We start from the raw sequence: 13,098 nt of genomic DNA on the forward strand, positions 1-13,098 counted from the left end.
GCTCAGACTTTAGAGTTCGCCTCGAATTTTTTTGGATGGGCCACGAAGCGCCGCATGACCCCGCGCGACTCGCGATCCTCTGCCTCGATCGCGAACCCGGCGCGCTCCACCGCGGCCTCGGTATCACGGTTCGGGTGGCAGCCCCCGGTCACACAGGTCCAGGTCGGCTGTACGCGATCCTGTACCCAGGCCAGGCTCGGGCGCCGGTGCCGCACGTGCTCGAGCATGCGTAACTGGCCCTCGGCGCCCAGCACACGGAGGATCTCCCCCAGCCCCCGCTCCGGGTCCTGAACCGAACAGAACACCAGCCCCGAGACGACCGTGTCGAACTGTCCATCGGCAAATGGCAATGCCTCGGCCCGGGCGACCACAAAAAGCGCCCCGGGTGCGCGTTCACGTGCCCGATGCAGGGCCGCCAGGTCTGGATCGAGCGCGACGAGCTGCGTCGGGTCGGAATACAGAGGAAGATTGCGGCCCGTGCCGCAGCCCAGCTCGAGGACGCGACCCCGTGCCCTCACGACGAGACGCCGGCGCCAGCCACGGAATCCAAGCGCGTCCGCCAGCCCCATCAGAGCGTCATAAAGCCAGGGAATCTGTTCCACTCCGCGCATGGAAACCATTCTACGCGCCGCAAAGTGTGAACGCGTTCGCGTGATGCCCGAATCCGGAAGGAACCTGTGGGCAACACCCCTGTCCACCGAGGCAAGAGCGGAAAAATCGGCGCCTGGCAACGGCCGCCGCAGTTCCGCCGTTCAGACTAGAAGACTCCATCACACGGTTGTCTGAACGTTCGGCCCGGACTCCCACCGGGCCATTTTTTTGTCCGGGCCCACGACCGGGGTCGGCGCGGGCCAACGCCTGACTCACGCCTGCGCGGTCACTCCCCCCTTACCCTGATACGATTCGGCGCTTTCGTGCTCCCCACGCGGTGATGCAATGACCGAACCCTCGCAATCGAAGATTCTCTACGAGGTGGATGACCATCCGCCGGTCGGGAAATGCGCGCTCAGCGCCCTTCAGAGTCTGATCCTGGTCGCCCCGACCATTATCCTCGCGCCCCTGATTCTGGCGCGCACCATCGGCCTCGACCTGGCCGCCACCCAGTGGACCGTCTTTGCCGCACTCATCGGCAGTGCGCTCGCCACGCTGGTCCAGGTTCGTCGCGTCGGGCCGGTCGGTTCGGGCTACCTGATCTTCATGGGCACCTCGACCGCGTATCTGGCCGTCGGCATCGAGGCGGCCATGGTCGGCGGCATGGCGCTGGTCGCGACGCTGGCCATCCTGTCCGCACCCGCACAGTTACTGTTCGCCCGCTACCTGGGTCTGTTCCGGCGCATCATAACGCCGACCGTCAGCGGGGTCGTGATCATGCTGCTGGTGCTGACCGTGATCCCGTCCACGGCCGACATGATGCATGGAGAAGGCGAGTACGAGGGCACCTGGCGCGCCCTGGTCGTCGCCCTGTTTACGCTCGGCTTCACCATCCTGCTGGCGATCTTCGGCGGTCGCATGCTGCGCCTTTGGGCACCCATCATCGGGCTCGGGGTTGGCGTCGCGGTGGCGGTTGCATTCAACATCACGGACTTTTCCAGGGTCGCGGACGCCGCCTGGCTGGGTCTGCCGCCACTGGAATGGCCGGGCTTCACCTTCGAGTTCTCGACCGCCTGGTTCACACTACTTCTGACCTTCATCATCGTCACGCTGGTCGGATCGGTCGAGTCGGTGGGCGACACCATGGTCGCGCAACGCAACTCCCACCGGACCCCGCGCAAGGTTGATTACGACCGCGTGCGCGGCGGCCTCTATGCGGACGGGGTCGGCAACATGATCGCCGGCGGCCTGGGTACGCTGCCGAACACCACCTACGGGATCGGCGTGTCCTCGATCGAGCTGACCGGCATGGCTGCGCGGCGCGTCGGCTACTACTTCGCCGGCTTCCTCGCCCTGGTCGCACTCATCCCCAAACTCAACATGGTGATGATCTCGCTCCCCGGCCCGGTCTTCGGAGCCTTCCTGCTGATCCTTCTGGCGCTGCTGTTCGTGGCCGGCATTCGCCTGTGCGCACAGGACGGCCTGAGCTACCAGAGCGGGCTGATCATCGGCGTGGCGTTCTCCACCGGCTTCCTGTTCCAGAACCAGTTGTTCTTCCATCACTTGATCCCGGACGCGCTGGGGCCGTTCATGAACAACAGCGTGACCACGGGCGGCACCGTCGCGGTCGCCATCAGCCTGATCTTCAACCTGCGCCCGCGCCCACGACGCCGCAGCACCTTCGCGCCCGAGGCCGAATCCCTGCCGCAGATCCAGGCCATGGCGCGGGAGTTCGGCGAGAGCCTGAGTCTGCCGGAGAAGCAGTCCGTCAAGCTGCAGGTGGCCTTGGAAGAGGTGTTCATGCACCTGTCCGAACAGGCCGCCAGCGAGCCGGGGCGCAGCCGCCCGGTGGATGTCCGTCTGGAACGCGAGGGCGAACACCTCGCGGTGGAGATGATCGACCGCAGTGCGGCGGCCGAAGTCGACGAGGCCTCGCTGCGCAAGGCCCGGCAATGGGGTCACAACGACGAGCAGTCCCTGCGCGAACTGGGGCTGTACCTGCTGAATAGCCTCGCGCAGGATGTGCGACACCTGCGCATGGCCGGGGTCAACTACATCTCGTTCAGTATCCCGCTGCGCCCGATGTAATCACTCGACGCCGGTTCGCCGGTTCAGGGCCCCGCCGCCAGCGGTTCAGTCGCGGGAGCCGTGGATCAGGTTGAGGAACTCGCGACGGGTACGCGCATCTTCGCGGAAGGCACCCAGCATCATCGACGTCGCCATCGAGGAGTGCTGCTTCTCCACCCCGCGCATGGTCATGCACATGTGCTTAGCGTCCACGACCACGCCCACGCCCTTGGCATTGGTGACCTGCTTCAGGGCCTCGGCGATCTGCCGCGTCATGTTTTCCTGGATCTGCAGGCGCGCGGCGAACATATCGACAATCCGCGCGATCTTGGAGAGGCCGATCACCTTGCCATTCGGCAGGTAGGCGACATGCACCTTGCCGATAATCGGCAGCAGGTGGTGCTCGCACAGCGAGTACAGCTCGATATCGCGCAGCAGCACCATCTCGTCGTTGTCGGAGCTGAACAGCGCGCCGTTGACGATCGTGTCGAGGTCCTGGTGATAGCCCCGGGTCAGGTACTGCATCGCCTTGGCCGCCCGCATCGGCGTATCCAGCAAACCCTCGCGGTTCGGGTCTTCATTCAGGCCGGCGAGGATCTCGCGATAATGACGGGCCAGGGCCTCGGGGGCCGGCAGCGGCCGCCCATCGGCTGCGCTGGTCACGGGTTCGTCCGCGGTACGGGCATCTGCTTGCATCGATAGGTCCTTGTTCTGTGCCATCTTCGGCATTCCTAGGGGCGTGCGGGCGCGTCAGCGCACCATGATAACGGCCAGCCCGGAGGCCAGCGAAACGATAGCCCCCGCAGTCAGCGCCATGCGCAGTCCCAGGTACCCGCGCGGCAACGGCCGCCCACGCAGGCTCAACCGGTCCACCCACAGCGCCCCCAAAAACAGCGCGGCCAGGGTCATCAGCGCCTCGGGCAGCGGTTGCAGCAACGCCAGCCAGGCGAGGATCGCCGGGACCACCGCCCACACGGGTGCCGATAGCGGGCCCACCCGGTGCTCACGATCCGCCAGGTAAAGGCCCCAGTGGATCGCTCCGAGAAACGACAGGATGACGGCACCATAAAACGCCAGGGCCTCCAGCGCGAAAACCTGCCATTCCGGCTGGGCCATCCAGGCCCCGAAGCCCAGGACCACAAAGGGGATCAGACCTCCGTATCCCAGCACCTGAAGCATCGGTGCCGAGGCTTCCTGGGACTGTTGCGTCTGCCCTGCCCGTTCCGCGACGTCACGCGGACCTCGGTTGGCCCCGGCCGCGACAGCCCGCGCACCGAGGTACTCACGCAATTCGGGGAGCCCCCCGATTGCACCGTCCCGCGCAACGAAATAGGGCAATACATCGGCCCCGGTCGCCTGCTGCAGGGCATGAAACTGCTCGCGGTTGTGAGCAGAGCCCATGCCCCACTCCAGGCGCACCCAGCGACCGGGCAGCATTGCATCCAGCAGGGCCACAGCATCGCGCACATCGGACAGCCCGGAGGTGATCGCGACGACCTCGTGCTCGACCAGTGCCTGGCGCACCTCGGCAGGCCAGCCGCTCATGGCCTGGGCGGTGTCGTTCATAACGCGGCCTCGATCGCGGCGCGCGAACGCCGGTCCTCGGACGTCAGGCCTGCCCACAACAGCTCTATCACCACAAGCAACCGACTACCCCTACGCATCGCTGCACCCTCCGCGCCCCGGGCTGTGCGGGGCTCACTGTGCGCCGTATTCTGGACGACGACCATTTGCAGGCATTGTACAGGTATTGTATAAGATGTACATCACCCTTTGATGGAATCGGAACCGTCATCATGAGCACCTCTCGCATCGCCGTCATCGGCGGCGGCATCGCCGGGCTGGCCAGCGGCTGGATCCTGCAGTCGCGTCACCAGGTGCGCCTGTTCGAGGCGGCGCCCGAACTGGGCGGTCACGCCCACACCATCGAGGTATCCGACCCGGAGGGCCCCACGCACCTCGATACCGGCTTCGTGGTGTACAACGAGCGCAACTACCCGCTGCTGACCCGCCTTTTTCGCGACCTGAGCGTGCCGACCCAGCCGACTGAAATGTCGTTCTCCTGTTCCCGGCATCCCCACGGCGTGGAATACGCCGGCAGCGACCTGAACACCCTGTTCGCGCAGCGGCGCAACCTGCTCAGCCCGCGCTTTCTGCGTATGGGCGCCGACATCCTGCGCTTCAACCGCCTGGGGCATCGACTGTTCGAGCGCGGCGAGACGCCGCAGGGCACCTTGGGCCATTTTCTGTCGCGGCACCGCTTTGGCCAGGGTTTCATCGAGGACTACCTGTTGCCGATGGCCGCCGCGATCTGGTCCGCGCCGCCGGAGTCCATCCGCGAGTTCCCGTCCGCGAGTTTCCTGCGGTTCTTTCGCAACCACGGGCTGCTGGACCTGCGCGACCGCCCGCAGTGGCGCACCGTGCGCGGTGGCAGCCGCGAATATGTGCAGCGCCTCGCCGCGCGGCTCGAGCCGCGTAGCGTCATCCACGAGGCCGTCCGCGCCGTGATCCCCGAAGGCGGCCAGTGGCGTGTGCTGACCGCGGAGCGCTCCGAGGGATTCGATCGAGTCGTGTTCGCCTGTCATGCGAACGACGCCCGCCGCCTCCTGGGGCGAACCATGCCCGCGCTCGACGGCCTGCTGGCGGACTGCCGCTTCCAGGAAAACCGCGCCATCGTGCATACCGACGCCACCCTGATGCCCCGCTCACGCCGCGTCTGGTCCTCGTGGAACTACCTGAGCGGACGCACCACGCAGCCTGGTGAACGGGTTTCGGTCTCCTACTGGATGAACCGCCTGCACAACCTGGAACGTCGCCGCGACTACGTGATCAGCCTGAACCCCTGGCGCGAGCCCCACCCCACCGCAGTGCTTGGCGAGCACCTTTGGGAACATCCCGTAATGGATGCCCCCGCCGAGATCGCACGCCAGCGCCTGATGGACCGCCAGGGCCAGGACGGACTCCATTTCGCCGGGGCCTGGATGGGCGACGGCTTCCACGAGGACGGGCTGCGCTCCGCCGTCGCGATCGGCGAGGCGATGGGCATCGCGCCCCCTTGGGACTCCACGCCGAGTACTACACCCGCGCCGGTGGCGGTGGATTCGGAGCCGGTCAACGGCGGTGGCGCGACGCCGACCGCGGCACCGGCTGCGCGCCCCGAGGATGCCTGAGGCGCTGGCATGGACGCGGCCCTCGTCTACACATCGGTTGTGCACCAGCGCATTGCGGCGCCGGCGTACCGCTTTCGCTATCCGGTGATCGCCGCGCTGTTCGACATTGATCGCCTGGAGGCCACCGCGGCCCGCTGCCGCGCTTTCTCCCTGAATCGTTTCAACCTGTTCAGCCTGCATACCCGCGACCACGGCCCCCGCGACGGTCGCCCCTGGCGGCCCTGGATCGAGTCCCGTCTCGCGGAGCACGGCATTGAGCTCGCGGGCGGCACGATCCACCTGCTCGCGATGCCGCGCGTATTCGGGCACGCGTTCAACCCGCTCAGCGCCTGGTTCGCCTATCACGCGGATGGCGGGTTGCGTGGCGTGTTGCTGGAAGTCCGCAACACCTTCGGCGAGCACCACCACTACCTGCTGCACGAAGGCGGGTGCACCATGACCACGCCGGTACGCCAGGAGAAGGACAAGGCCTTTCATGTATCCCCGTTCATCGACATGGATGCGCGCTACGCCTTCACCATCTCGCCCGCACGGCTGGAACGCGGGGCCACCGTGCGGTTGGCAATCCGCGAGACCCAGGCGGGTTCACCATTCCTGGTCGCAACCCAGCACGGCCGCCTGCGCGACTTTGCCGACCGAACGCTGCTGGCCGCATTGATGCACCAGCCCTGGATGACCCTCAAGGTCCTGCCACTGATTCACTGGCAGGCACTCAAGATCTGGCTGCGCGGCGGACGCTACCACCCGCGCCCTGCGCCGCCGCAAAAGGAGATGCACTGATGTCCGTCGAACAAGGAAGCGCGACGACCGGGTTCGCGACCCGCCGGCACTGGGCCCTGCAACTGATCACCCGGGCCCTGCGCGGTCTCGAGCAGGGACAATTGACGCTGGTCGGCCCACGCGGGGAACGGGAGGTCGTACAGGGCGAGCAACCCGGACGTGAAGTGATCTGGCACCTCAAGCGGCCCTGGCGGACGCTGCTGCGCATCCTGCGCCACGGCGATCTCGGCTTTGCCGAGGGCTATATTGCGGGGGACTGGAATACGCCGGACCTGAAGGGCCTGCTGCACCTCGCCACCGACAACGAGGCGGCGCTGGCCGATCTTGCGGCTCGCCCCGTGGTCCAGCGTCAATTCGACGCCCTGCGCCACTGGTGGCACCGCAACAGCCGCCGCGGCAGTCGTGCCAACATCCGCTTCCACTACGATCTAGGCAACGACTTCTATCGCATGTGGCTGGATCCGAGCATGAGCTACTCCGCGGCCCTGTTCAGCCGCGGCGACGAGGCACTGGAAAGTGCCCAGCAGCGCAAGTACGAGCGCCTGCTGGATCAACTCGACGCCGCCCCCGGGTCCCACATCCTCGAGATCGGGTGCGGCTGGGGCGGCTTTGCCGAACTCGCCGCGCGACGGGGCCATCGCGTCACGGCAATTACCCTGTCGCAGGAACAGCTCGACTACGCTCGCGAGCGGATCGAGCGGGCCGGTCTCTCCGACCGTGTCGAACTGCGCCTGCAGGATTACCGGGATCTGCACGGCCAGTTCGATCACGTCGTCTCGATCGAGATGTTCGAAGCGGTCGGACAGCAATGGTGGCCCAGCTTCTTCGAGACCTTGCGTGCCTGCCTGCGCCCAGGCGGGCGCGCCGCACTGCAGGTCATCACCATCGACGAAGCCGCGTTCGAGTATTACCGCAACAACGCCGATTTCATCCAGATGTATGTCTTCCCGGGCGGGATGCTGCCGTCCGTCCCCCGCTTCAACGCCGCCGCCCGCCAGGCGGGCCTCGCGATCGGCGATCAGCAGTTCTTTGGGCAGGACTACGCCGAAACCCTGCGTCGCTGGGATCGCGAGGTGCGCCATGCCGAACCCGTTATCGAGGCCCTGGGATACTCGCCCGAGTTCCTCCGCATGTGGCGCTACTACCTCGCCTACTGCGAAGTCGGTTTCGAGCACCAGCGTGTCGACCTGATGCAGGTAGTCCTGGAGCCCCACGACCGGGACGAGCGCGCGCCCCACATGACTTCCCAATAATCCAAGATTCTCAAGACCCCTCCCCACCGATGAGCGCAAACTGGTACCCAATCACCAGTTTATTGGGACACCAGTCACAGGACGGTTCTGGATTCGTCGACTAGAATGCAAATTTCCGGGCTCATGGAAAGCGGGATCCGCGCACCACCCGCCCCGTGTGGTCGAGCCCCGATTGGTCGAGGACCCCAGCCATGCAACAACGCATTCAGTTCCGCGAGGCCAGCTGGCCCGCCGACGCCGAAGCCATCTCCGCCGTCCGACGCGAGGTCTTCATCGACGAACAGGGCGTCCCCGAGCCGCTGGAATTCGACGGTCTGGATGTGACCGCATTGCACTGGCTGGCCATCGGCCCCGGCGACGAACCCATCGGTACCCTGCGCATGCTGCCCTCCGGTCAGATCGGGCGCATGGCCGTGCGCGAACCCTGGCGCGGCCACGGAATCGGCTCGCGGCTGCTCGACTACGCCGTCGAGGCCGCCATCCGCCATGGCTGGCGCGAGGTCTGGCTAAACGCCCAAAACACCCGCCTGGGCTTTTACGCCCAGCACGATTTCTTCATCATCTCCGACACCTTCGAGGACGCCGGCATCCCCCACCGCCGCATGCTCCGCCGCATCCGCCAGCCCCTGGCGCAGGCCAGGTAACCAACACCTGCTCGCGAGTTGCGATTCCTCCGAAAACACTCGGGACAATGGTCCCGTGCCGCACACCACGCTGTGGGTGACCACGATTGTTGGTACGGCCCCTTCCCGGCACAGCCGCTCGAACCGAATCATCCATCTCCATTGATTGCGCATGCGCGTAGATGCGCGATGGGCGGTAGTTGCCTATGCTGAGTAGAGACCCTGCCCGGAGGCGACTGCATGGCCGAACCGACGACCGACCCCGTGATGGAAGATGCCGCCGTGCTTCTCGGGGAGCTGCTGGACCAAACCCGGCGGCGCTTCTGGCTGCATGCGCGCGTGGGACTCCTGGCGGAGTTTCGCGGGCTGGAGCTGGGCTCGTATCTGGCCAACATCGCGCGCCGCCACCGGCATACGGACATCCGCATTCTGGTGGACGACGATCTGGCGCTGCGGGATCGCATCCCTGGACTGGTCGAAACCATCAAGCGTCTGCCCACCGCCGTCACCGTGCGCCGGCTCGATGCCGCCGAGGAGAGCCCCCTGACGCTGACCGCAATCGCTGACCACAGCGGCTGGATGCAGCTGACCCAGGCTGGAGGGCAACGAATCCTTCGGGGGGATGTCGATGATCGTGGGGGCACCCAGCGGGCCGCCCTGGATTTCGAGGCGAACTGGAGTCTCAGCGATGAAGCGATCGAACTGCGCCGGCTCATGGTCTAGGCGCCACACCCTGCGCATCCTGGCGGGGTGCCTGCTACTGCCCGGACTCTCGGCACCCGCGTTGGCCCGCGACCCACAGGCCGAGGTCGCCGTCCTCCCGCTGCAAAATCGCCCGGCCGCCGAGATCCTGCCAGAGCTACAAGGCCTGTTCGGGAATGCCGCCACGCTGCGCGCCGATGGGTTCCGCCTCCTGGTTCGCGCCGACGCCCAGACCCTCGTGCAGATCCGCGAGGTCGTGGCCGAACTCGACCACAGCGCCCAGGATCTCGTCCTCTCGGTACGCCGCAGCAGCGAGCGCCCCCGGCAGGAAACCGGTGCAGGGATCGACATCGAATCCGGCCCGGATGGCACCCAGGCCCGCGGTACCGCCCGGCGCTGGACCACCACCCGCCACGACGACCCGACCCAGCAGATCCGCCTGCGCGAAGGCACCGAGGCCGTCATCCTGGTCGGCGAGACCGAGGCCCACGGCTTCCGCGTATTCGCCGGCCGCGCCGGCTTCGGCATGGAACCCGTCTTTCGCGACACCGCCCGCGGCTTCCGAGTGCAACCCCACACACAGCCCGACGGCCGCATCCGCGTGGATATCTTTCAGCTGCACGAGCAGCCACCCGCCACCACCATGGGCCGCGTGGAACGCCAGTCCGTCGAATCATCCATCACCATCGAGCCCGGCGCTTGGGCCGATATCGCCGGAGTGGGTCGCACCATCAACCTAGACGAACGCGGCATTGCCTCCCGGCGCACCACCCGCGAACGAGATACCCTGTCGCTTCAGATCCGAGTCGACCCGATCGACTGATCGTCCACCAAGGGACAAAGGCCCTTCGATACCGTACGGGCCCCCGCCCGCTCCACCAGCGCCCACTGACCGTCATCCCGGAAAGCGCGCAGCGGTTATCCGGGATCTCCTACCTGGCTCGTCAAATCGCCGTTTTCCAGTCCCGACGCCGGAGATCCCGGCTCTCCGCCTCGCTGCGGCCGGGATGACAAAGAGTAACCGCCACTCCAGCAATGAGCGGGACACGATCCATTCCGCGGAGATCGCAATATCGACTGCTGAACGCACAGAACCCCCGTGAACGCCAGACACAAAAAAGCCCCGAACGGGGCCAAATGTCGCACATAAAAAACGGGGCCCCTGGGGGCCCCGTAAAACAAGCTAGTGCGTGTTGTTATACCGCTTGTAAGCAGTGCTCGGGCTTAGAAGGACACCCGCATGCCGCCACCAACACCGGTGTACGAGTTACCACCGATACCGCCGGCATCACCGGGACGGCCGAACGGGACATCATCGTCATGGCTGGTGTAGGAGACACCAGCAAACGCCATCACACGGTTGCTGAAGTTGTGCTTAATACCCAGCGCGGCGAAGTCGGTGTTACCGTCGCCAGCGTCAGCGGAGCTACGAGTGTGGCCCAGGCTCAGGACGAAATCGTTACGGCCCATGGTGTATACACCGGAGACGAAACCACCAGTGGCGTCGCGCACGGTGAAGCCATCATCGGTTTCCCACTTGTAGTCTTCAACTTCTGCCACCACGCGGAAGGGGCCAGTGCTCCAGTCCACGCCGATTTTGCTTGCGCGGAAATCAGTATCTTGGGCCAGGAAGTCATCGCCGTTGGTATGAGCAATGTACAGCTCGACCGGGTTCAGGTCGAAGTTCAAGCGCGCCGAGTAAGCCTGTTCGCCACTGTCGGTATTCCCAGCCACATCGCCGTTGTCCGTGGCAACCGCGACATTAAGGCTAACAATGCCGAAGCTGTTGCCATAGCTGACAACGCGATCCAGATAGGACCCGTTACCCAGGCCACCAATGCCGCCACCGGTGCCGAGGCGGGCGCCGTTACCACGAGCCTGCATGAAGGTACCGTTCAGCGGGTCCTTACCAGCGGTGTTGTACGGCAGGCTCTGACGACCCAGCAGGACACGACCGAAGTCACCCGAAAGGCCTACGTAGAGGTCGCGCGAACCGGCAGTAATACCGCCGCTGCCAGTCTGGACGTCCTCTTCCCATTTCATGATCGCGTTGAGGCCGTTACCCAGATCATGGTTAACGTTCACGCCAATGCGGTTCGGACCGTTGCCGTCAGCAATCCAGCCGGCACCACCGGCGTCATGCACACGGACACCGCTGTCGAAATCGGAGGAACCACCACTGTGGTGGACGATCTGCGTCTGCAGCTGACCGAACAGGGTGACGGAGGAGTCCGCGGCGGCGAAGGCCGGGAGTGCGAAGGCGCCGGCAACGGCGACTGCGAGAATCTGTTTTTTCATGTTGCGTATCTCCCAGGAGAGGTGTTTGGTTCATTTCTACGCCTGCATCCACGGTCGATGCCGCGAATGACAGGTGTTTTATATACACCACGGTGTCGCATTTCAACCCTTTGTGGCGAAAAAATGTCGAGTGCGTTGGAAGTTTGCGCCTCGGCAACCGGGATGAACGCATGGATACGAGTGAAAGGCCGTGCAGAACTGCATCGCAAGGCACTGAATAAGGGCAGTAATGGCAACTGCCGAGGACGCACGGTAGTTGTGATGGAGCACCCATATAAGGATGATCTTATTTTATAGAAAAGTGCGCTTTCAGGCGGGTTAGAGGATGGAATACGGCCGCCATGAAGCTGTTGCATATGCGCAACTAAGGGTTACAGGGCAGGCGTTCGAGAGTGTTTGTTGCGGGAAGGCGACAATTGAGGCGAGGGCGCGAAGGCTGGAGTGATGCGTTTCGCTTGGTTCAATGCATCCTACGGTGTGCAAGGCGGAAGATGGAGTTGTAGATACCGTGTCTCCGTCACTGGGTTCAACCGGTGCTGCAGCGAGGCTGGTACGGCTGCTGCGACTTCAGCACACCGAAGGCGATATGGAGCAACTTGCGCATCGCGGCGCCGATTGCCGCCATCTTCGCCTTGCCGCGCTGCAACAGGCGCTGGTACTGCGCCCGAACGTCGGCATTGTGGTGCGCGGCCGTGACCGCCGCCATGCAGAGCTTTCGTCGCAGGCGGCTTGAGCCGGCCTTCGCCAGCCGCGGTCGCCGCTGGACCGGCACCAGTCCATGGAACGCCGCCGCTTGTCGGGCACTCCTGAACGCGCGGCTGCGCAGCGTCGCGGTCATCGAGGCCGATAACACCCGGCCGATCCCGGGGATGCTCTCCAACAGGGCCCGATCCCGCTTCAGGTGGTCATGGGCGTCGAAGTGGTCATCGATCTGCCGCTGCAGCCGACGATGCTCCTCGCGCCGGATGTCCTGCTCCAGCGCCTCCAGGCGTCCCAGAAGCCGCTTGAGCTCCCGCACCTCTGGGGGTTCCGGCTACCACGGCGCGGGTGCGTTCGATGCCGTAGCGCGCCAGCATCATGCTGTCCTTGCGGTCCGCCTTGTTGCGCACCCCCATGCCTTGGGCGTGGAAGCGCACCTGAGCCGGGTTCAGCACATGGACCCGAACGCCTTGCTCATGCAGCCAGTACGCCAGGGGTTCGTGATAGGGACTGGTGGCCTCCAGATACACGTGCAGTGCCTGGGGCGACTCCCCCGTGTTGCGCTCGAGCCAGTGGAGCAGCTCCGGGTACTGGTCCCGGCGGTTCGGGAACACCTTGGGCTTGATCTTGCCCGCCCCCAAGTCCCGCACTCACATGCAGTCGAGCTTGTTCTTGCTGACATCAATGCCAATGTGAGCCATCTCGTCCTCTCGCCTTGTCCGTACAGCCTCACCCGTCCCTGACGGGGGGCTTGGATACCGTTCAAACTTCGAGATGAAAAAGGACTCGGGTACCGATCTACGGATCAGGCTCAAAGCCTCAGGAGGCCAACGGGTTGCCCCGAGTACAGCGCCACAGGTGGTAGCGACCCATCTGCAACGACACACAAGGAGGCCAGCCCTCTGGCCGATTGGG

General features: G+C 65.2%; 11 protein-coding genes and 1 pseudogene. 7 read left to right on the forward strand and 5 right to left on the reverse strand.

All coding sequences use genetic code 11. The annotated features are described in order from the left end of the window. Window positions 1-2: 2 nt before the first annotated feature. On the reverse strand, window positions 3-611 hold the full coding sequence (locus tag C936_RS0113050) for a class I SAM-dependent methyltransferase (protein WP_018174139.1): 609 nt from the start codon (window positions 609-611) through the stop codon (window positions 3-5). 325 nt (window positions 612-936) lie between these two features. Here C936_RS0113050 and C936_RS0113055 point away from each other — a divergent pair, with 325 nt between their 5' ends. Beyond that, complete coding sequence (locus tag C936_RS0113055; protein WP_018174140.1) at window positions 937-2,679, forward strand: uracil-xanthine permease family protein; 1,743 nt, start codon at window positions 937-939, stop codon at window positions 2,677-2,679. A 45-nt stretch (window positions 2,680-2,724) separates the two neighbouring features. Here the strand turns inward: C936_RS0113055 and folE are convergent, their stop codons facing one another. Both folE and C936_RS0113065 read right to left on the reverse strand, forming a co-directional pair. Beyond that, the gene (folE, locus tag C936_RS0113060) at window positions 2,725-3,378 is read right to left on the reverse strand and encodes a GTP cyclohydrolase I FolE (protein ID WP_018649318.1); all 654 of its coding nucleotides are present in this window, start codon (window positions 3,376-3,378) and stop codon (window positions 2,725-2,727) included. Between the two features lie 30 nt (window positions 3,379-3,408). Further along, window positions 3,409-4,224 carry a DUF3429 domain-containing protein gene (locus C936_RS0113065; RefSeq protein WP_018174141.1) on the reverse strand — a complete coding sequence of 272 codons (816 nt, stop codon included), beginning with the start codon at window positions 4,222-4,224 and terminating at the stop codon, window positions 3,409-3,411. Between the two features lie 230 nt (window positions 4,225-4,454). Here C936_RS0113065 and C936_RS0113070 point away from each other — a divergent pair, with 230 nt between their 5' ends. The 6 genes from C936_RS0113070 (at window position 4,455) to C936_RS0113095 (ending at window position 10,009) form a co-directional block, all read left to right on the forward strand. After that, window positions 4,455-5,828 (forward strand): NAD(P)/FAD-dependent oxidoreductase, encoded by a 1,374-nt coding sequence (locus C936_RS0113070; protein ID WP_018174142.1) that lies wholly within the window; start codon window positions 4,455-4,457, stop codon window positions 5,826-5,828. A 9-nt stretch (window positions 5,829-5,837) separates the two neighbouring features. Next, on the forward strand, window positions 5,838-6,608 hold the full coding sequence (locus C936_RS0113075) for a DUF1365 domain-containing protein (protein WP_018174143.1): 771 nt from the start codon (window positions 5,838-5,840) through the stop codon (window positions 6,606-6,608). After that, window positions 6,608-7,861: a cyclopropane-fatty-acyl-phospholipid synthase family protein gene (locus tag C936_RS0113080; RefSeq protein WP_018174144.1), complete on the forward strand. Its 1,254-nt coding sequence runs from the start codon at window positions 6,608-6,610 to the stop codon at window positions 7,859-7,861. The genes C936_RS0113075 and C936_RS0113080 overlap by 1 nt, the downstream gene beginning before the upstream one ends. Window positions 7,862-8,052: 191 nt before the next feature. Then, a complete protein-coding gene (locus C936_RS0113085; RefSeq protein WP_018174145.1) occupies window positions 8,053-8,505 on the forward strand; it encodes a GNAT family N-acetyltransferase in 453 nt (150 codons plus the stop codon). Between the two features lie 219 nt (window positions 8,506-8,724). Beyond that, the gene (locus C936_RS0113090; protein ID WP_018174146.1) at window positions 8,725-9,207 is read left to right on the forward strand and encodes a hypothetical protein; all 483 of its coding nucleotides are present in this window, start codon (window positions 8,725-8,727) and stop codon (window positions 9,205-9,207) included. Then, the gene (locus C936_RS0113095; protein ID WP_038038688.1) at window positions 9,173-10,009 is read left to right on the forward strand and encodes a secretin N-terminal domain-containing protein; all 837 of its coding nucleotides are present in this window, start codon (window positions 9,173-9,175) and stop codon (window positions 10,007-10,009) included. Before C936_RS0113090 ends, C936_RS0113095 begins: the two co-directional genes overlap by 35 nt. Before the next feature lie 401 nt (window positions 10,010-10,410). Here the strand turns inward: C936_RS0113095 and C936_RS0113100 are convergent, their stop codons facing one another. Further along, window positions 10,411-11,484 carry a porin gene (locus C936_RS0113100; RefSeq protein ID WP_018174148.1) on the reverse strand — a complete coding sequence of 358 codons (1,074 nt, stop codon included), beginning with the start codon at window positions 11,482-11,484 and terminating at the stop codon, window positions 10,411-10,413. A 526-nt stretch (window positions 11,485-12,010) separates the two neighbouring features. Then, window positions 12,011-12,833 (reverse strand): annotated as a pseudogene (locus C936_RS15215) (IS110 family transposase). Between the last annotated feature and the right edge of the window lie 265 nt (window positions 12,834-13,098).

Source organism: Thioalkalivibrio sp. ALJ4 (genome assembly GCF_000377225.1).
In the GTDB taxonomy this organism is placed as follows: Bacteria; Pseudomonadota; Gammaproteobacteria; order Ectothiorhodospirales; family Ectothiorhodospiraceae; genus Thioalkalivibrio.

What these genes read in the sequence shown, in the direction of transcription:
- C936_RS0113080 (WP_018174144.1), top strand. Translation starts at nt 6,608, where the DNA reads ATGTCCGTCGAACAAGGAAGCGCGACGACCGGGTTCGCGACCCGCCGG.
- C936_RS0113065 (WP_018174141.1), bottom strand. Translation starts at nt 4,224, where the DNA reads ATGAACGACACCGCCCAGGCCATGAGCGGCTGGCCTGCCGAGGTGCGC.
- C936_RS0113075 (WP_018174143.1), top strand. Translation starts at nt 5,838, where the DNA reads ATGGACGCGGCCCTCGTCTACACATCGGTTGTGCACCAGCGCATTGCG.
- C936_RS0113090 (WP_018174146.1), top strand. Translation starts at nt 8,725, where the DNA reads ATGGCCGAACCGACGACCGACCCCGTGATGGAAGATGCCGCCGTGCTT.
- C936_RS0113055 (WP_018174140.1), top strand. Translation starts at nt 937, where the DNA reads ATGACCGAACCCTCGCAATCGAAGATTCTCTACGAGGTGGATGACCAT.
- C936_RS0113085 (WP_018174145.1), top strand. Translation starts at nt 8,053, where the DNA reads ATGCAACAACGCATTCAGTTCCGCGAGGCCAGCTGGCCCGCCGACGCC.
- C936_RS0113095 (WP_038038688.1), top strand. Translation starts at nt 9,173, where the DNA reads ATGAAGCGATCGAACTGCGCCGGCTCATGGTCTAGGCGCCACACCCTG.
- C936_RS0113070 (WP_018174142.1), top strand. Translation starts at nt 4,455, where the DNA reads ATGAGCACCTCTCGCATCGCCGTCATCGGCGGCGGCATCGCCGGGCTG.
- C936_RS0113050 (WP_018174139.1), bottom strand. Translation starts at nt 611, where the DNA reads ATGCGCGGAGTGGAACAGATTCCCTGGCTTTATGACGCTCTGATGGGG.
- folE (WP_018649318.1), bottom strand. Translation starts at nt 3,378, where the DNA reads ATGGCACAGAACAAGGACCTATCGATGCAAGCAGATGCCCGTACCGCG.
- C936_RS0113100 (WP_018174148.1), bottom strand. Translation starts at nt 11,484, where the DNA reads ATGAAAAAACAGATTCTCGCAGTCGCCGTTGCCGGCGCCTTCGCACTC.